Here is an 18,597-nt window from a genome sequence, read left to right on the forward strand (position 1 = left end):
ATCGTCCCAAGGTTCTCTTCAAGTGAACTGGATGGACAACTCAAAGCCCCGCTCTTCGTTGAGCGGGGCTATTTCTTTTTCGGCTCCCGATTTCGGCGAGGACGGAATTTGCGGGCAAAAAAATGGTGGCGGGGATCGGGATCCGCGCCACCATAGTCACACCCTTCTATCAAATCTGAAATTCGAGACTACAAAGGCATTCTTTCCATGAAGATTTCCGTCATGAAAAAAGCGGTCGTTGGTGCATGAGGTGCCGCGCCGCCAACTGGTCCGCCATCCGGCCCGTGGGGATCGGACGGGACGGCGAAGGTCGGTAACTCTTCTTCGCAAGTTCGGGGAGGATAGCGAAGATCTCGGTCTGGGCCGCAAGACCAACGGATTTCATCGCGTCGGGTCCGGTAAAAAGCGACTCGGTCTCGGCACCGTTTGAAACGACCACTTCATGCTGGTCGAAGAGAATGTGGAAATACGTAACCTCGGTCAGATCGTCTGCGATGGCGATACCCTCGATGGACAGCAACTGCCTTGCCGCCACAAGGATTTCAAAGGCTCCGAACATCCGCTGCGCGATGACAGAGCGAACCAGAACCCGGTGTTTGGGCGAGATCAGCAGATCGGAGGCGGGAAGGTTCCGTCCCAATGCACCAGCCCGTATTCTGATCGGAAGCAGGTCGGGGTTCCTGTTCAGGCGCGCCTGCGACAGATGCTTTGATCCGATCCAGCGGATCGGCTGATATCCGTGATCGCGGGTCGCGACCATGTCGCCGGGCTTCAGCGTCTCAATCGGCATATCACCGTTGATCGTCCCGATCAGGGTGCCTGAACAGAAGCATGGAACGCTGTCATTCTGCGGGTCGTATTGCGCATTTTCGAAAAGGTGCAGATGCGTCTGTTTCGCCTCGGGCAGCACCGAGAGGATATCTTCCGGCGCATCGGGATAGACCAGAAACTGTTGATCATCCGCACCGACCAGGATCACCGGATAGCGCACCTGAACACCCGCGATCCTGGCATCCAGATAGCCCGCCGCAAGCAGTCGCCCACGGTCCGCATCCTCGGCATCGGACTCGAACGGCATATCAGGATCGGCCTGACCGGCAGGCGCTCTTTCAATTCCGTCCTGACGATTATTCTCGTAAGTTTCCGCTTCTAAAAACAAATGGCGATCATTCGAAACCTGATCCACCCGCTGGCGGCCATTTGAATCGAAGTCAACAGTGATGGGAGAGGCCAACCGTTGCATAACGGCGCCTTGGGACAGAAAATTCATGTGATTTCACCGGGAAACGGGGCAGTGATTGGAGAATCTGCAACTGATGACTGCCGGACAAAAATGACACCGGACGAATAAAATATTCACCGGAGACGACGGAACATTCGTGAAGTTTGGCCTGACTTGATAATGATGGCGTGAATTAACACCAAACTCAACCAAAAATTAACAATCCTTTACAACCGCTGAAACGATTAGAATATATATATACTTTTTCCGATTTTTGGTCCGCCGGATTGGCCTTTATGTCAGCAGTCCTCACCCGCTGCTCGCGGAATCGCGATCCGCAATCACAAGGCGAACAGATTCGCGCGTCGCAATCGCAAGCCGCAGCACAATCCGAACACCGCGCCCGGTCAGGGCAGATGCCCCAGTCCGTTCCGGGCGGCCACCGATCTTTCGATTCCAGTTGAGAATTAATCTCAACAGGCTTGACTCTTGCAAATGGTTCGCATTTAGAGAGAAGATGAACGAATGCAGGAGACGGAACGGATGCGACTGAACAGGGTGCTTTGGGCTGGAACGGCGATGGCTGCGATGCTGACCGCGGGGACGGCTTGGGCCGAAGACAAGATGAAGGTCGTGACCACCTTCACCGTGCTTGCCGATATGGCGCAAAACGTCGCCGGCGATGCGGCAGAGGTGGTGTCTGTCACCAAACCCGGTGCCGAGATTCATGGATACGAGCCGACCCCGCAGGATCTGGTGCGCGCGCAGGATGCCGATCTGCTGCTGTGGAACGGCATGAACCTTGAGCTGTGGTTCGAACAGTTTCTTGCCAATCTGAAAGATGTGCCCTCGGTCACGCTGACGGACGGGATCGATCCTATTGCGATCTCGGGCGGATCATATGACGGCAAGCCCAATCCCCATGCCTGGATGGGCCTCGACAATGCGCTGATCTATATCGACAATATCGAAAAGGCCTTTGCCGAGCATGATCCGGCGAATGCCGAAAGCTATGCCGCGAATGCCGAAGCCTATAAAAACCAGCTTCGCAGCACGATCGAGCCGCTGCGCGAACAGATCGCCGAAATCCCCGAGGATCAGCGCTGGCTGGTCACCTGCGAAGGGGCCTTCAGCTATCTCGCCCGCGATTTCGGCCTGAAAGAGCTGTATCTGTGGCCGATGAACGCCGATCAGATGGGCACCCCCCGTCAGGTCCGCGAAGTGATCGACGGCGTGCGCGAACATGAAATCCCGGTCGTCTTCTGCGAAAGCACCGTCAACACCGCACCGGCTGAACAGGTCGCCCGCGAAACCGGCGCGCATTATGGCGGCGTTCTTTACGTGGACAGCCTGTCCGAACCCGATGGCCCGGTGCCGACCTATCTGGACCTGCTGACCGTCACCTCGCAAACCGTGGCCGAAGGTCTGCAAGCCGGAACTACCGCCAGCAAAACCGAATGAAGTGAGCCGATCATGATCCATGCCGCCCGCCCCCTGCCCTCGGACGAACCCGGTTCGGGCGACGGGATCATCGCCAAGGACGTGACCGTTACCTATCGTAACGGTCACACCGCTTTGCGCCATGCCAGCTTTCAAATCCCGCGCGGCACCGTCACGGCGCTGGTCGGGGTGAACGGCGCGGGCAAATCGACGCTGTTCAAGGCGATCATGGGCTTTGTCGGTGTGTCCGGCGGTCAAATCAGGCTGTTAGGGATGACCGTCAAGGAAGTCCTGCGCCGCAATCTGGTCGCCTATGTCCCGCAATCGGAAGAGGTGGACTGGTCCTTCCCGGTGCTGGTCGAGGATGTGGTGATGATGGGGCGCTATGGGAAAATGGGGTTCCTGCGCCGCCCCTCGCCCGCCGATCATCAGGCGGTCGATTCCGCCCTCAGCCGGGTCAACATGCAGGAATATCGCCACCGCCAGATCGGCGAACTGTCGGGCGGGCAGAAAAAGCGGGTGTTTCTGGCCCGCGCGCTGGCGCAGGACGGTCAGGTGATCCTGCTGGACGAGCCGTTCACCGGCGTCGATGTGAAGACCGAAGAGCAGATCATCAAACTGCTGGGCGAGCTTCGCGATGAAGGCCGGGTGATGCTGGTTTCGACCCATAACCTTGGCTCGGTGCCGGAATTCTGCGACCGGGTGGTGCTGGTCAAGGGCACCGTGCTGGCCTATGGCCCGACCGAGACCACCTTCACGCGCGAGAACCTTGAGAAAGCCTTTGGCGGCGTGCTGCGCCATGTCACGCTTGGCGGCGGCGATCTGCATGATGATGACGATCCGCGCGCGGTCTCGATCCTGACCGACGACGAACGCCCGCTGGTCCATTACGGCGACCGCACCCATCTGAGCAGCGTTTCGGAGCAGAAGGAATGACCCTGCTGCTGGAGCCGTTCAACTATATGTACATGATGAACGCGATGTGGGTTTCTGCCCTTGTGGGCGGGGTCTGCGCGTTCCTGTCGGCCTATCTGATGCTGCGCGGCTGGTCGCTGATCGGGGACGCTTTGTCCCATTCTGTCGTGCCGGGCGTCGCCGGGGCCTACATGCTGGGATTGCCCTTCGCGCTTGGCGCGTTCCTGTCAGGCGGCCTTGCCGCAGCGGCGATGCTGTTTCTGTCGGAACGTTCCGGGCTGAAGGTCGATGTGGTGATCGGGTTGATCTTCTCGGGCTTTTTCGGCCTGGGCCTGTTCATGATCTCAATCAACCCGATCGCCATATCGGTCCAGACGATCACCATGGGCAATATCCTTGCCATCACCCCCGAGGATACGCTGCAACTGGCGATCATCGGCTGCGTGTCACTGGTGGTGCTGCTGCTGAAATGGAAAGACCTGATGGTGGTGTTCTTCGATGAAAACCACGCCCGGTCGATCGGGCTGCGGCCCGGCCTGCTGAAAGGTATCTTCTTTGCGCTGCTCTCGGCCAGCGTGGTGGCGGCGATGCAGACCGTCGGGGCGTTTCTGGTCATCGCCATGGTGGTGACGCCCGGCGCTACGGCCTATCTGCTTTGCGACCGCTTTCCGCGCCTCATTGCCCTGTCGGTCGCCATCGGCACGCTGACCAGCTTTTTCGGCGCCTATATCAGCTATTTCCTCGACGGCGCGACCGGGGGCGTCATCGTCTGCCTGCAAACGCTGATCTTCTTGCTGGTCTTCGTCTTCGCCCCGAAACACGGCCTTCTGGCCGCCCGCGCCAAGGCCCGCGCCGCGCTGCGTGACGAGGTGACGCCGTGATCGAGACCCTGCTGCTTCCCTTCCACTTCCCGTTCATGCTGAACGCCTTCGCGATCTCGGCCCTTGTTGCGGTGCCGACGGCGCTGCTCTCCTGCTATCTGGTGCTGAAAGGCTGGGCGCTGATGGGCGATGCGGTCAGCCATGCGGTGCTGCCGGGGATCGTGCTGGCCTATGTCTTTGGCTTCCCGCTGGTCGTCGGAGCCTTCGCCGCCGGCATGTTCACCGCCATCGCCACCGGCTATCTGGCCGAGAACAGCCGCGTGAAACAGGACACCGTCATGGGCGTGGTCTTTTCCGGCATGTTCGGGCTGGGCATCGTCATCTATGTCGCCATCGCGCCTTCCATCCATCTGGATCACATCCTGTTCGGCAACATGCTGGGGGTGCAGCTAGCGGATCTGCAGCTTAGCGGGGCGATCTCGATCATCGTGTCGATCCTGCTGCTGGCCTTCTGGAAGGATCTGATGCTGTTCACCTTCGATCCGGGTCAGGCGCGAGCCTCGGGGCTGCCGGTCGGGCTGTTGCATTACGGGCTGCTGACGATCCTGTCGCTGACCATCGTGGCGACGCTGACGGCGACCGGGCTGATCCTTGCCGTCGGGCTGCTGATCGCGCCGGGGGCGATTGCGTTCCTGATCGTGCGCAGCTTTGGGCGGATGCTGGCCGTGGCGGTACTGGTCTGTCTGGTGGCGATGCTGGGCGGGACCTATCTCAGCTTCTTCCTCGACAGCTCGCCCGCCGCGACGATCATCCTGTTGCTGATCGTGATCTTCATCGGGGCGTTTCTGTATCGCACCACCCAGAACCGCCGGGCCGTGCAGACGCAGGGCTAGGCCGCCGCCGCCTCGGCCTTGGGATAGCGCAGCCACATGGTCAGCCCGCGCGCCGCGTTCAGCAGCATCAGCGCCATCCACAACCCGTGGTTCCCGAACAGCGGCGGCAGCATCAGGACCGCGACCAGATAGACCAGCGCCGATTGCAGCATGGCGATCCGCATGTCCCGCGTCAGCGTCGCGCCGATGAAGATGCCGTCCAGCATCCAGCTTGCCACCCCGATCAGCGGCGCGAAGCCCATCCAGCCCAGATAGACCCGCGCCTCGGCCCGGACCTCGGGCGAGGTGGTCAGCATGTCGATGATCGCGCCACCGCCGAACCAGAAGACCAGCCCAAGCGCGACCGCCCCCACCACGCCCCATTGCGATGTCAGGATCGAGGCCCGCCGCACCGCCTGTGGCCGCTTGGCACCGACCGCCTGCCCGACAAGGCTTTCGGCGGCGAAGGCGAAGCCGTCCAGCGAATAGGCGGTGATTGCCAGAAACTGCAGCAAGACCTGATTGGCGGCCAGCGTCACATCGCCCTGCGCCGCGCCCAGAAACAAGAAAGACGTAAAGCTGACCTGCAACAGGACCGAGCGGATCATGATATCGCCGTTCACCCGCATCAGCCGGTTCAGCTTGTCCCGCGCAAACAGCACCGCCATACTCCGCGCCGCAACGATTGCCGCCCGCAACACGTGCCGCGCCAGCCACAGACCGAACAAGAGCCCGCTCCATTCCGCGATCAGCGTGGCCCATGCGACGCCGGTGACGCCGAAGCCCAGTTGCAGCCCCAGCCAGATGCTGAGGATCACGTTGATCCCGTTCTGCCATAATTGCAGGATCAGCACGGCCCGCGTCCGCTCGATGGCGATCAGCCAGCCGGTGACGGCATATAGCCCGATGGTCGCGGGCGCGCCCCAGATGCGGATGCCCAGATAATCCCGCGCCAGAGTCTCGACCGCGTCTGACGCAGGCGCGAGCTGGAACGCCGCCCAGAAGATCGGCAGTTGCAGGATGACGAAGCTCAGCCCCGCGACGAAGGCGATGAACAGCGCGCGCAACAGATGCGCCCCGCTTTCAGCATCGTCGCCGGTGCCGTGGCTTTGCGCGATGAGGCCCGTCGTGCCCATGCGCAGAAAACCGAAGATCCAGTAGATCGAGGTCAGCACCACCGCGCCAAGCCCCACCGCGCCGATGGGTGCAGCCTCGCCCAGCCGCCCGACCACGGCCGTATCGACCAGCCCCAGAAGCGGGATCGTGGCATTCGACAGCACGATCGGAACGGCGATGTTCAGCACACGCCGATTGGTCAAAGGCCCGACATCGGCGCGGGCAGTCACCTTATCCGCCCTGCGGCATAAGGAAATGCCCGGTCGCCTGCGCGATCAGCCGGGACCGGTTGTCCTGCCATGCCTCGACCTGAACCGAGGCGTAGCGCCGACCCGAGCGGACCACCTTCGCCCGCGCATAGGCGTCGCGCGGCAGGCCGCTGCGCAGATAATCGACGGTGAAATCGATGGTTTTCGGCAGACGCGGCAAACTGTCCGGCACGTCGGCATCAGGGGCAATGCGGCCCGATTCCATATCTTCCCACATCGCGGTCCATGACAGCTCGATGATCGCCGTCACCTCAAGGAACGCCGCCGTCACCCCGCCATGCAGCGCGGGCAGGCGCGGATTGCCGATCAGCTTCTCATCATAGGGCATCACGGCGGTCAGCTCATCCCCGCGCCGGTCAAAGTTTATGCCCAGCCAGTTCATATAGGGCACGCCCGAAACCAAGGCCTTCAGCGCGGAATCCCGGCGCTGCTTGATCTGGTTCAGCGGCTCGTTGCGATCTCCGACCATGACTGCCTACCTTTCCACCGTGAACGCGCCGGTCGCCGCGGCCACCGGATTTTCGCCATCCTCATCCAGCGCCACCGCCCGAAGAAAGGCCACGCTGCGGGTGACGTGATAGCATTCGGCCTTCGCCGTGATCCGCTGCCCCGGCGCGGCCGAGCGCATATAGTCGATCCGTAGATCGATCGTCGCGGTCGAGCGCGGCTCGGTAGGATGGGACATCACCGCCGCCCCGCAGCAGGTATCCATCAGCGCCGAGACGACACCGCCGTGAATGACGCCGGTGCGGGGATCGCCGACCAGATGTTCAGACCAGGGCATGCTGATCTGGGCGCTTCCCGCCCCCAGATGATCGACCCTCATGCCAAGGGCACGGGCATGGGGAATCGCCTCGATGAACTGCTGGGCGATTCGGACGCGATCTTCGGGGCTTAGGTCGGAACGATCCTCGGGCATCCGGTGTTTCTCCTTGCAGGGGTTCTTCAGGGATGCCTTGGGAAAGCCTGCCAGACAAGGCTTATCCGTGACAGAGGGGCCACGTTCACCCCTGATCCCTGCTCGATGACGTCACGTTATCCGTGAAGGTTGAGAAGTGAAGATTCTACGGATAGCTTGCCGGATGACGCAGTGGAGGAAAAGTGTATGTCCGACGAGCAGTTGATCAGCTTCAAAGACATGTGCGCACGTTTCGACGTGACCCCCCGCACCTTGCGGTACTACGAATATATCGAGTTGTTACGTCCGTTTAAGGAAGGCCGAGCGCGTTTCTATGGCCCGCGCGAGATCGCCAGGATGACCCTGATCCTGCGCGGCCGGAGGTTCGGCTTTTCGCTGGAAGACATTCGTCAGTGGTTGCTCATTTACGAACAGAAAGGTTCGCGCGAACAATACGAGGTCTGGCTTGAGATGGCAGACCGACAACTTGGCGTGCTGGACCAACAGATTTCAGAATTGCAAACGGCGCGCGCCGATCTTGAAGCGCTGCGTGAAACTGCCGCCAAAGCATTGACCGGGATGAGTTGACCAGACAGTCGCGACAATGGCGGTTCACATCGTGACGCCGCGTTTCGCTTACGTTCGCGTCAACTTGTGACTATATCGGCAATCAAGGACGGCAGACGGGAACTAGGAGGAACCGCTACCCATGTCCGATGAGCTGTTGACGATTCGCCAGATGTGCGATGCGTTCGATGTCACCCCCCGCACCTTGCGCTTCTATGAGGCCAGGGAACTGATTTTCCCCGAACGTCGTGGCCAGCACCGGCTTTATGACCGAAGGGACCGTGCGCGTCTGACGCTGATCCTGCGCGGCAAGCGCTTCGGGTTCAGCCTCGAGGAGATCCGCCAGTTGCTCGAACTGTACGAGCCCGGCGGGACCAACCGCACGCAGATTGCCGCAACCATCGATGTCGGGCGGCAGCGCCTTTCGGACATGGAACAGCAATATGCGGAACTTCGCATCGCGATCGAGGATCTGAAACTACAGCTCACCGACGCCGAGGCTCGTCTAGCCGCCATGTCCTCAGACACGACAAAAGGATAAGCCATGCCTATCTATTCGCCCCCCGTCCGCGACCTGCAATTCGCGATGCACGACGTTCTGAAGCTGTCCGAAACCGGCCTGCCCGGCCATGACGAACTGGACCGCGACTTTACCGAAGCCGTGCTGGATGCTGCAGGCAAGCTTGCCTCGGAAGTGCTGGCGCCGCTGAACGCAGTGGGCGATCAGCAGGGATGCAAGCTGGAAAACGGCGTGGTGCGGACCCCGGAAGGCTTTGGCAAGGCGTTCGAGGCGATGAAGGAAGGCGGCTGGACCGCGCTGGACTGCGATCCTGAATATGGCGGTCAGGGCATGCCCTATGTTCTGGGCGTGGCGACGGGCGAGATGTTCGTCTCGGCCAACATGGCGTTCAATATGTATCAAGGCCTGACCCACGGCGCCTATTCGGCGATCCACGCCCACGGCACCGATGCGCAGAAACAGACCTATCTGCCGAAGATGGTGTCCTGCGAATGGACCGGCACCATGAACCTGACCGAGCCGCATGCCGGCACCGATCTGGGCATGCTGCGCACCAAGGCGGAACCGCAGGACGATGGCAGCTACCTGATCACCGGGCAGAAAATCTTCATCTCGGCCGGCGATCACGACCTGTCGGAAAACGTCATCCATCTGGTTCTGGCAAAGGCTCCGGGCGGCGGCGAAAGCACCAAGGGCATCTCGCTGTTCATCGTGCCGAAGTTTCTGGTCAATGAGGATGGCTCGCTTGGCGAACGCAATGGCGTCTCGGTCGGCAATCTCGAAGAGAAGATGGGCATCCACGGCAATGCCACCTGCGTCATGAATTATGACGGCGCCAAGGGCTGGCTGCTGGGCGATCTGCACAAGGGCATGCGGGCCATGTTCACCATGATGAACGAGGCGCGGATGGGCGTGGGTCTGCAAGGCTATGCCGCCGCAGTGCCCGCCTATCAGAACGCGGTCGAATACGCCAAGGACCGCCTGCAAGGCCGCGCGGTCACCGGCGCGGAAAACAAATCCGGCCCCGCCGATCCGCTGATCGTTCACCCGGATATCCGCCGCTCGCTGATGGATCAGAAATCCTTCCTCGAAGGCGCACGGATGCTGGTCGTCTGGGGCGCGCATCAGATCGACAAGGCGCATCAGGGCGATGCGGCAGCCGAGGGGCTGATCTCGCTGCTGACGCCGGTCATCAAGGGCTTCCTGACCGACAAAGGCTTCGACAGCGCGGTTCTGGCGCAGCAGATCTATGGCGGCCACGGCTATATCGAGGAACAGGGCATGTCCCAGTTCGTCCGCGATGCCCGGATCACCATGATCTACGAAGGCGCGAACGGCGTGCAGGCACTGGATCTGGTCGGCCGCAAGCTGGCGCAAGACGGCGGCAAGCATGTAATGGCCTTCTTCGAGATGGTGAAAGCCTTCCTCAAGGAAAACGCCGAAAACGCAGCCGTTGCCGATTTCATCGCACCGCTGAAAGCCGCCTCGAAGGATCTGCAGACCGCTGCCATGTTCTTCATGGAACGCGGGATGAAGAACCCCAATGACGCGCTGGCCGGGTCCTATGATTTCATGCACCTGTTCGGCCATGTCACGCTGGGCCTGATGTGGGCCAAGATGGCGGTCGCGGCGCAGGCGATGCTGGATGCGGGCGAAGGCGACAAGGATTTCCTGAACACGAAGCTCGCCACCGGGCGCTATTACATGGCGCGGCAATTGCCGATGACGGCAACGCATCTGGCCCGGATCCAGTCAGGATCGAAACCCGTCATGGAACTGGCGGCGGAATCGTTCTGATCAAGGTCGGAATGCCTCCGGCGGGGATATTGAAGTGAAGAAGAAGACATTCCCGGCCCACGCGCGGCCATCGGCATCAAAGTCGTGAGCCGGGAACTTCTCCTTCAGCGGTCATCGGCTTCCCAGCCTGTACCGCAGCGTCAGATCTAGACGGCAAAGGTTGAAGAAGCGTGAATCAATCCACCTCTTCTTCATGAAAATATCCCGCGGGGGTCCGGGGGGCGCGAAGCCCCCCGTTTGCGAGGAGGCAAAATGACGGCTCAATTGTGGTGCTTCGGCGAAAGCGGCAATGCCTACAAGGCGGCGCTGACGATGGAGTTGGCCGGTTACGACTGGCAGCCCGTCTATGTCGATTTCTTCAATGGCGAGGCGCGCAGTCCCGAATTTCGCAGCATCAACGAAATGGGTGAGGTGCCGGTTTTCCGCGAGGGCGATCTGAGCCTGACCCAGTCCGCCGTCATCCAGATGCATATCGCCGATCGCAGCGGCAAATTCTGGGGCGAGGATCGGGCCGAGGTGATGCGCTGGCTGATGTGGGACAATCACAAACTGTCCGGTCAGGCAGGGGCGACCAGATTTCTGATGAACTTCCTGTCCCCGGCAAAGCGCCCCCAACAGGTGATCGAGTTTCAGCAGGGCCGGTTGCATGTCGCCTACAAGGTTCTGGACGGGCATCTGGCCAGCCGGGACTGGGTTGCGGGCAAGGGTCCGAACATCGCCGATTTCGCCTGCTGCGGCTATCTTTATTACCCCGAACCCTTCGGCTTCGACCGCGCCGAATGGCCCCATATCGACCGCTGGCTGGAAGCGCTTGCCGCCCTGCCCGGTTGGAAACATCCCTATGATCTGATGCCCGGCAATCCGTCTGACCGGGCCGTGAAGGAGGACACATGACCGAAGCCTATATCTACGACGCCGCCCGCACGCCGCGCGGCAAGGGCCGCCCCGATGGCAGCCTGCACGAGGTCACCTCGCTGGCGCTTTCCGCCCGCCTGCTGAACGCCGTCAAGGAACGCAACAATCTGGAAGGCCATGCGGTCGAGGATGTGATCTGGGGCAACGTCACCCAAGTGAAGGAACAGGGCGGCTGTCTGGCCCGCTCTGCCGTGCTGGCCTCGGACCTTGATGAATCGATCCCGGGCCTGTCGATTAACCGTTTCTGCGCATCCGGGATGGAGGCGGTGAACCTTGCCGCCAACCAGATCAAGGGCGGCGCGGGTCAGGCCTATATCGCCGGCGGGGTCGAGATGATGGGCCGGGTTGCCATGGGCAGCGACGGGGCGGCGATCGCCGTCGATCCCAGCCTTGCGATGAAGACCTATTTCGTCCCGCAGGGGATCAGCGCCGATATCATCGCCACCGAATTCGGCTTCTCGCGCGAGGATGCCGACAAGCTGGCACTGGAAAGCCAGCGCCGCGCCGCCGAGGCGTGGAAGGACAACCGCTTTGCCAAATCCATCGTGCCGGTTCTGGACCAGAACGGCCTGACCATCCTTGACCGCGACGAATATATGCGTCCCGGCACCGCGATGGAGGATCTGGCCAAGCTGAAACCCGCCTTCAAGGAGATGGGCGAGGCAATGCCCGGCTTCGACAAGGTCGCGATGCTGAAATACCCGCATCTCGACCATATCGATCACATTCACCATGCCGGGAACTCTTCCGGTATCGTCGATGGCGCCGCCGCTGTCCTCTTGGGCAACAAGGAATTCGGCGAGGCTTACGGCCTGAAGCCCCGCGCCCGCATCCGCGCCACCGCCAAGATCGGCACCGATCCCACCATCATGCTGACCGGCCCGGTCCCGGTGACCGAAAAGATCCTGCGCGACAGCGGCATGTCGATCAATGACATCGACCTGTTCGAGGTGAACGAGGCCTTCGCATCGGTCGTCCTGCGCTTCATGCAGGCGTTTCAGGTCGATCCGGGCAAGGTCAACGTCAATGGCGGCGCCATCGCACTTGGCCACCCGCTTGGCGCGACCGGCGCGATCATCATCGGCACCCTGCTGGATGAGCTTGAGCGTCAGGACAAGCAGGTCGGCCTTGCCACGCTTTGCATCGCCTCGGGCATGGGTGCTGCGACGATCATCGAGCGGGTCTGATGGCGATCCTGCGCAAGGACAGCGTGCCGTTGACCGAGGGGGTTTCGGGTTATCCCGAGCCCTGGAACCTCGGGCGCGGCTTTCTGTCCTATCGCCATCTGACCGAGGCGGGCGGGCTGACGCAATTCGGCCTTGCGCTGGAGACGCTTCAGCCCGGCAAGCAAAGCAGCCAGCCGCATTGGGAACAGCATGAGGATGAGTTTCTTTACCTGCTCGACGGCGAATTAACCGTGGTCGAGGATGGGGTCGAGACGCTGATCCATCCGGGCGATGCCTGTTGCTGGAAGGCGGGCGATCCGGTGGCGCATACCTTGCGCAACCACTCGGACCGGCCCGTCACCTACCTGATCGCGGGCAGCCGCAAGCCTGAAAACATCACACATTATCCGGGCCTCGACCTTATGGCGACGCCCTCGGGGTTCACGCATCTGGACGGAAGCCCCTACCCGAAACAGGGAGAGAGAGAATGACCGATTTCACGATGGAAAAGGGTGCCGATGGCGCCGCGATCATCACCTGGGACGTGCCGAACAAATCGATGAACGTGCTGTCTCTGGACGGCGCGGCCGAGTTGAACCGGCTGATCGACGAGGCTTTGGCCGATGAGGCGGTCAAGGGCATCGTCATCACCAGCGGCAAGAAAGATTTCGCCGGGGGGATGGATCTGAACGTCATCGCCGGGATGAAGAACAATGGCGGCGCGCAGGGCGTCTTTGACGGCGTGATGACGCTGCACCACCTGCTGCGCAAGATCGAGCGGGCGGGGATGGACCCGAAGACGTTGAAAGGCGGCAAGCCCATCGCCGCCGCCCTGCCCGGCACCGCGCTTGGCATCGGGCTGGAACTGCCGCTGTCGACGCATCGCATCTTTGCGGCCGACAATCTGAAGGCCAAAATCGGCCTGCCGGAAATCATGGTCGGCATTTTCCCCGGCGCAGGCGGCACCACCCGCCTGACCCGCAAGCTGGGCGCAATGATGGCCGCGCCCTTCCTGCTGGAGGGCAAGCTGTCCGATCCGAAAAAGGCCAAGGCCGCCGGCATCATCGATGAAGTTGCCGAAGATCCGGTGGCCGCGGCCCGTGACTGGGTGCTGAACGCCAAGGAAGCCGATCTGGTCAAGCCCTGGGATCAAAAGGGCTACAAGATGCCGGGCGGAGAGCCGTTCCATCCGGCGGGTTTCATGACCTTTGTCGGTGCCTCGGCCATGGTGCATGGCAAGACCATGGGCGTCTATCCGGCGGCCAAGGCTTTGCTGTCGGCGGTTTATGAAGGCGCGATGGTGCCCTTTGATCAGGCGCTGAAGATCGAGGCGCGCTGGTTCACCAATGTGCTGATGAACCCCTCGTCTGGCGCGATGATCCGCAGCCTGTTCATCAACAAAGAAGCGCTTGAGAAAGGCGCGAACCGCCCCGATGCGCCCGATCAGACGGTGAAGAAGGTCGGCGTGCTGGGCGCGGGCATGATGGGTGCAGGCATCGCCTATGTCAGCGCAATGGCCGGGATCGAGGTCGTGCTGATCGACGCCAAGCAAGAGGCGGCAGACAAGGGCAAATCCTATTCCACGGCTCTGCTGGACAAGGCGATCAGCCGCAAGAAATCGACCGAAGAGAAGAAGGCCGAAGTGCTGGGCCTCATCACCGCGACCACCGATTATGCCGCGCTGTCGGGCTGTGATCTGATCGTTGAGGCGGTGTTCGAAGATACCGGCGTCAAGGCCGAGGTGACCAAGAAAGCCGAAGCGGTGATCCCCGCCGATGCGATCTTCGCCACCAACACCTCGACCCTGCCGATCAGCGAATTGGCCAAGGCCAGCGCCCGCCCCGAGCAGTTCATCGGCATCCACTTCTTCAGCCCGGTGGACAAGATGCTGCTGGTCGAGATCATCAAGGGCGCCAAGACCGGCCCGGTCGCCGTCGCCAAGGCGCTGGATTTCGTCCGCCAGATCCGCAAGACCCCGATCGTGGTGAACGACGCCCGCTTCTTCTACGCCAACCGCTGCATCATCCCCTATATCAACGAGGGTGTCCGCATGGTGGCCGAGGGCGTCAACCCGGTCCTGATCGAGAATGCGGCGAAGCTGATGGGCATGCCGCTTGGTCCGCTGCAACTGGTCGATGAGACCTCAATCGATCTGGGCGTGAAGATCGCCAAGGCCACCCGCGCCGCGATGGGCGACGCCTATCCCGACAGCGCCGTCGATGAGGTGCTGTTCTGGCTGGCCGATGAAGGCCGTCTGGGTCGCAAGTCGAATTCGGGCTTTTACGCCTATGACGACGCGGGCAAGCGGCTGGGCCTGTGGGAAGGCCTTGAGGCCAAATATCCGATTGCCGACGAACAACCCGACCTGACCGAAGTGCAGCACCGTCTGATGTTCGCACAGACGCTGGAAGCCGTGCGGGCGCTGGAGGAAGGCGTGCTGGAAGACATCCGCGAAGGTGATGTCGGCGCGATCCTTGGCTGGGGCTTTGCACCCTGGTCGGGTGGTCCGTTCAGTTGGCTGGACATGCTGGGCGCAGGTCGCGCGGCAGAGATCTCGGACGGGTTGACCGAACGCCACGGCGCAAGGTTCGAAACGCCGAAACTGTTGCGCGAAATGGCCCAGAAAGGCGAAAGCTTCTATGGCCGCTTTGGCCAGCAGAAACAGGCCGCCTGACTGGCAAAGGGGGATCGCGCCGCGGTCCCCCTTTTTCGTTTATAGGTTCTGCCCCCATGCGTTGCTTCGGCCCGTATAGGGTTGTTGCTACCTTGAAGGAGCAGTCGAATGTCGGCGCGATCCATGATGACCTTCGTTGTCGAGGACCAACCGCACCGCTCGATCTCACTTCCGGGGAAAATTTGTTTAGACTTGCCCCTTAGGAGTGGAAATCCTCAACTAAGGGGGTAGGAGCTGTTCTATGGGAACAGGCCGATGCCGGAGTTTCGACGTGAAGCAGTGCGCCTGTCTTAGCAAGAAGCAGGACATGGTCCGTCTGGCGTATATCTTGGACCAGCACCGGCTCTGTTCCGGTCAGCCAGCGTTTCAACCTCACCAACAGGCCCGACATCGTACATGGCGTAATAGCCGGTCTCGTCCTCGGTAATGGTATAGCCGACCCATTGGAGGACGCGGCTCCCACGGCGGAGGAATCGCCCGAAAAATGTAAAACGACCTGTAAACTGCGCAAATTGTCAGCGATTTGCGCTCTCGGCAAAACACTTGAATTTTTTTGGATTTTTGCTGGTCGGGGCGAGAAGATTCGAACTTCCGACCTACGGTACCCAAAACCGTCGCGCTACCAGGCTGCGCTACGCCCCGACGAAAGGGCTTCTAGCGGATCGATGGGGCGGTGGAAAGACCCGGCAGCGCCAAACTGTGAGAGATTCGTATATGAGACGGCCCGCCTTTAGGGCGGGCCGTCGGATTTCGTCAGAAGCGTGTGCGCAAGGTCAGCTCTGCCGTGCGATTGTCGCCATAGACGACGGTGTCGTAAAAGCCGGTCGTGGCGTAGTATTTCTTGTTGAAGATGTTGTTCACGCTCAGCGTCAGTTCGGCCTTGTCGCTGATCTCGTACGAGGCGTTCAGGTCATAGATCGCATAGGAACCCTGACGCACGGCGATTGAACCGCCGTCCCAAGGCATGCTGATCGTGTCGCTTTGCCAGCGCATCGCCCCACCGACCGTCAGCTTGTCGTCAAACAGGTTGGGGACGCGGTAATCGGTGGCGATCTTCAGCGTGTGGCGCGGTTGGTCGGTGAAGAGTTCGGTACCGTCGCGGTCCTTCGAGATGCGGAAGGTATAGCCGCCCGAAACATTCCAGCGCTCATTGATCGCGCCCGCAGCTTCAAGCTCGAAGCCACGGGTTTTGGTGCCGTCGATGCTTTCATAGACGCTGCGGAATTCTTCTTCGATATATTCCACATATTGCGCCACATCGCGCTGATCGGTCTGGAAGACTGCGGCCGATGTGGTAAGCGCGCCGCCCAGAAGATCGGCCTTCACCCCCAGTTCATAGTTCCAGCCATAGGTTGGCGGCAGGTATTGCCGGTCGCGGTCCTGGAGCAGCAGCGGTTTGTAGATGCTGGTGACGCTGCCATAGGCGGTATAGGTCGGCGTGATGTTATAGGTGACACCAAGATAGGGCGTGACCTCACCCGAGAATTTGTAGTCCGCCGTCGGTGCTCCGCCCGAACCTTCCTCGCCATCCCACCAGTTGATCCGCGCCCCGGCAAGGACCGACAGATCGTCGCTGAGGTTGAATTTGCTGGTGCCGTAGATCGCGAATTGCCGCGATTTGCTTTCCGAAGTGTAATTGGGATCATCCAGCAGGTCAGGCGCGGGATAGTTGCCGTTCAGCCGGTAGATATTGACCGGGAAAGTGGCACCGCTGCCATAGCCGTAATAGGTGCCCTCGCCCTTCGAGGCCATTGCGCCCAGCACGAATTGATGTTCGCGACCGAACGCCTGAAAATCACCGTTCAGAACAGCGTTCAGGTTGGTCTGCCGGTATCCGCCATCATAACGGGTGCCATAGCCCGTCATGCCATCGCCGGTCTCGCGATCAGGCCGACCTGAAATCCAGGCAAGCGTCGAATCCATGTCGTTCTTCACGTGGGTCAACACGACACGGCCCGTCCAGCCGTTCTGGAAGACCTGTTCCAGCGAGGCGTAAGCCTCGGTCCGCTCTGTATCAACATAGGTCCAGTCGGTTCCGATGCTGGCACCGCGTTCCCAGTCGATCAGGCCACCATCGGTGAAGAACGGCGGCAGCCCGCCCCATGTTACGCCGTCAGCCTTGGTTTTCTGGTAGCTGATACCTGCGCTCAGCAAGGTGTTCTCGGTCAGATCGGCTTCCAAGGCGCCGAAGAAGACGTAGCGGTCCTTGGTGTAGCCATCCAAGACCCCGTCGCGGCTATCGACCACGCTGACCAGCCGCCCGCGGATGGTGCCATCTGCATTCAGCGGCCCGGAGACATCGGATTCGATCCGCGCCCCTTTCGGATAGGCCAGCGAGACGGATGCGATATTCTGGAAATCCTCGGTCGGGCGTTTGCGGATATAGTTGATCGAGGCGCCCGGTTCACCCGCGCCCTGCATCAACCCGGTCGCCCCGCGGACGATCTCGATATGATCATACAGCGCCATATCGGCATTGTTGTCACCGAACTGCCAGACGCCGTCGCGCGGGACCGGCACGCCGTCATATTGATAGGCGTCGATCGGGAAGCCGCGCGAGTAATAGTTGATCCGGTCGCTTTCATAGGCCTGCACGGTGATGCCGGTGGCGGCCTCCATCGTCTCGGCGACGGTGGTGATGTTGCGGTCCTTCATTTGCGCATCGGTGATGACGCTGGTCGATTGCGGCGTCTCTTTCTGGCTCAGCACCAGCCCGGTGGCAGAGCGCATCCATTCCGAGGTCCAGCTATCGGTGCCCTCGGTGGTGGTGCCCGGCGCGGCGGTCAGGGTGATCGTGTTCAGAACGACTGTCTCTGGATCGCTCGCGACGATCTCTGCCACCTGCGCCATGGCAGGACCGGATAGCGCCAGCATGCCAGCGCCGACAAGCGCAGTGGTCAGACGCGCGCGCGCCTTCAGAGATGCGGGATAGTGCAAAGCCATGGTGCAAACCTTTCGGGAGGGATGTTGCTTGGCTTGCACGAGGGAGGGCGCTGGCTGTTCGTCGGCTATCCGCCCCTCTTTCGCTGTTCGCAAGGCGCCCGGGTAACGTTGGTTAACGCTGCGGCAATCCTGCAACGCGGAAGGGTATCATGGCACCTTGATGAAAGGTTTTCCTTCCCTGTCCGTGGCTTCTGCTTGTCAAGGCGGCGGCTGCTGCTTTCACCACGTCGGGACGCCGCGCGGCGGTCGTCACGGCGCTGCACGACGCAAGTTGTGAGCGATCTTCACGGCTGGATGATCGGTCACGCAGGCTGTTTCACCGCAATTCCACGAGGTTTTACAGGGAATGCCGTCACGCTTTGTCGCAATGGCGTGATTGTGCCCGCCGCGACACGCCAGCGCTGCTCCACCGGGCGCGCCTCTTCCGCCCCGCCGTCCAAAGATTAGGTCTGCAGCATGATT

Annotated in this window: 16 protein-coding genes and 1 tRNA gene; 11 read left to right on the forward strand and 6 right to left on the reverse strand. The window is 61.2% G+C overall.

The window, feature by feature from the left end; all coding sequences use genetic code 11:
• Positions 1 to 220: 220 nt before the first annotated feature.
• Positions 221 to 1,078: a Hint domain-containing protein gene (locus JJJ17_RS08195; protein ID WP_200685302.1), complete on the reverse strand. Its 858-nt coding sequence runs from the start codon at positions 1,076 to 1,078 to the stop codon at positions 221 to 223.
• A gap of 687 nt (positions 1,079 to 1,765) precedes the next feature.
• Here JJJ17_RS08195 and JJJ17_RS08200 point away from each other — a divergent pair.
• The 4 genes from JJJ17_RS08200 to JJJ17_RS08215 are packed head-to-tail and all read left to right on the forward strand — an operon-like array spanning position 1,766 to position 5,291.
• Positions 1,766 to 2,683, forward strand: coding sequence for a metal ABC transporter substrate-binding protein (locus tag JJJ17_RS08200; protein WP_200685303.1), 918 nt, complete (start codon positions 1,766 to 1,768; stop codon positions 2,681 to 2,683).
• 12 nt (positions 2,684 to 2,695) lie between these two features.
• Positions 2,696 to 3,598 (forward strand): manganese/iron ABC transporter ATP-binding protein, encoded by a 903-nt coding sequence (locus JJJ17_RS08205; protein WP_200685304.1) that lies wholly within the window; start codon positions 2,696 to 2,698, stop codon positions 3,596 to 3,598.
• Positions 3,595 to 4,458, forward strand: coding sequence for a metal ABC transporter permease (locus JJJ17_RS08210; protein WP_200685305.1), 864 nt, complete (start codon positions 3,595 to 3,597; stop codon positions 4,456 to 4,458). The genes JJJ17_RS08205 and JJJ17_RS08210 overlap by 4 nt, the downstream gene beginning before the upstream one ends.
• On the forward strand, positions 4,455 to 5,291 hold the full coding sequence (locus JJJ17_RS08215) for a metal ABC transporter permease (protein ID WP_325168787.1): 837 nt from the start codon (positions 4,455 to 4,457) through the stop codon (positions 5,289 to 5,291). Before JJJ17_RS08210 ends, JJJ17_RS08215 begins: the two co-directional genes overlap by 4 nt.
• Here JJJ17_RS08215 and JJJ17_RS08220 read toward each other — a convergent pair.
• The 3 genes from JJJ17_RS08220 to JJJ17_RS08230 are packed head-to-tail and all read right to left on the reverse strand — an operon-like array spanning position 5,288 to position 7,574.
• Positions 5,288 to 6,616 (reverse strand): MATE family efflux transporter, encoded by a 1,329-nt coding sequence (locus tag JJJ17_RS08220; protein ID WP_200685306.1) that lies wholly within the window; start codon positions 6,614 to 6,616, stop codon positions 5,288 to 5,290. The genes JJJ17_RS08215 and JJJ17_RS08220 overlap by 4 nt on opposite strands.
• Before the next feature lies 1 nt (position 6,617).
• Positions 6,618 to 7,124 carry a PaaI family thioesterase gene (locus JJJ17_RS08225; protein ID WP_200685308.1) on the reverse strand — a complete coding sequence of 169 codons (507 nt, stop codon included), beginning with the start codon at positions 7,122 to 7,124 and terminating at the stop codon, positions 6,618 to 6,620.
• A 6-nt stretch (positions 7,125 to 7,130) separates the two neighbouring features.
• A complete protein-coding gene (locus JJJ17_RS08230; protein WP_200685310.1) occupies positions 7,131 to 7,574 on the reverse strand; it encodes a PaaI family thioesterase in 444 nt (147 codons plus the stop codon).
• A 186-nt stretch (positions 7,575 to 7,760) separates the two neighbouring features.
• Between JJJ17_RS08230 and JJJ17_RS08235 the strand changes: the two genes are divergently transcribed.
• From JJJ17_RS08235 to JJJ17_RS08265, 7 genes are all read left to right on the forward strand, one after another.
• Positions 7,761 to 8,141 (forward strand): MerR family transcriptional regulator, encoded by a 381-nt coding sequence (locus JJJ17_RS08235; protein ID WP_200685312.1) that lies wholly within the window; start codon positions 7,761 to 7,763, stop codon positions 8,139 to 8,141.
• Between the two features lie 121 nt (positions 8,142 to 8,262).
• Positions 8,263 to 8,661, forward strand: coding sequence for a MerR family transcriptional regulator (locus JJJ17_RS08240; protein ID WP_200685314.1), 399 nt, complete (start codon positions 8,263 to 8,265; stop codon positions 8,659 to 8,661).
• A 3-nt stretch (positions 8,662 to 8,664) separates the two neighbouring features.
• On the forward strand, positions 8,665 to 10,437 hold the full coding sequence (locus JJJ17_RS08245) for an acyl-CoA dehydrogenase C-terminal domain-containing protein (protein WP_200685316.1): 1,773 nt from the start codon (positions 8,665 to 8,667) through the stop codon (positions 10,435 to 10,437).
• A 252-nt stretch (positions 10,438 to 10,689) separates the two neighbouring features.
• Positions 10,690 to 11,331, forward strand: coding sequence for a glutathione S-transferase family protein (locus JJJ17_RS08250; RefSeq protein WP_200685318.1), 642 nt, complete (start codon positions 10,690 to 10,692; stop codon positions 11,329 to 11,331).
• The gene (locus JJJ17_RS08255) at positions 11,328 to 12,539 is read left to right on the forward strand and encodes an acetyl-CoA C-acetyltransferase (RefSeq protein ID WP_200685320.1); all 1,212 of its coding nucleotides are present in this window, start codon (positions 11,328 to 11,330) and stop codon (positions 12,537 to 12,539) included. The genes JJJ17_RS08250 and JJJ17_RS08255 overlap by 4 nt, the downstream gene beginning before the upstream one ends.
• Positions 12,539 to 13,009, forward strand: coding sequence for a cupin domain-containing protein (locus JJJ17_RS08260; RefSeq protein WP_200685322.1), 471 nt, complete (start codon positions 12,539 to 12,541; stop codon positions 13,007 to 13,009). The genes JJJ17_RS08255 and JJJ17_RS08260 overlap by 1 nt, the downstream gene beginning before the upstream one ends.
• A complete protein-coding gene (locus JJJ17_RS08265; protein WP_200685324.1) occupies positions 13,006 to 15,192 on the forward strand; it encodes a 3-hydroxyacyl-CoA dehydrogenase NAD-binding domain-containing protein in 2,187 nt (728 codons plus the stop codon). Before JJJ17_RS08260 ends, JJJ17_RS08265 begins: the two co-directional genes overlap by 4 nt.
• 565 nt (positions 15,193 to 15,757) lie before the next feature.
• Here the strand turns inward: JJJ17_RS08265 and JJJ17_RS08270 are convergent.
• Both JJJ17_RS08270 and JJJ17_RS08275 read right to left on the reverse strand, forming a co-directional pair.
• Positions 15,758 to 15,834, reverse strand: a tRNA-Pro gene (locus tag JJJ17_RS08270).
• A gap of 111 nt (positions 15,835 to 15,945) precedes the next feature.
• The gene (locus JJJ17_RS08275; RefSeq protein ID WP_200685326.1) at positions 15,946 to 18,135 is read right to left on the reverse strand and encodes a TonB-dependent siderophore receptor; all 2,190 of its coding nucleotides are present in this window, start codon (positions 18,133 to 18,135) and stop codon (positions 15,946 to 15,948) included.
• Positions 18,136 to 18,597 lie beyond the last annotated feature (462 nt).

The organism is Paracoccus caeni, assembly GCF_016629665.1.
In the GTDB taxonomy this organism is placed as follows: Bacteria; Pseudomonadota; Alphaproteobacteria; order Rhodobacterales; family Rhodobacteraceae; genus Paracoccus; species Paracoccus caeni.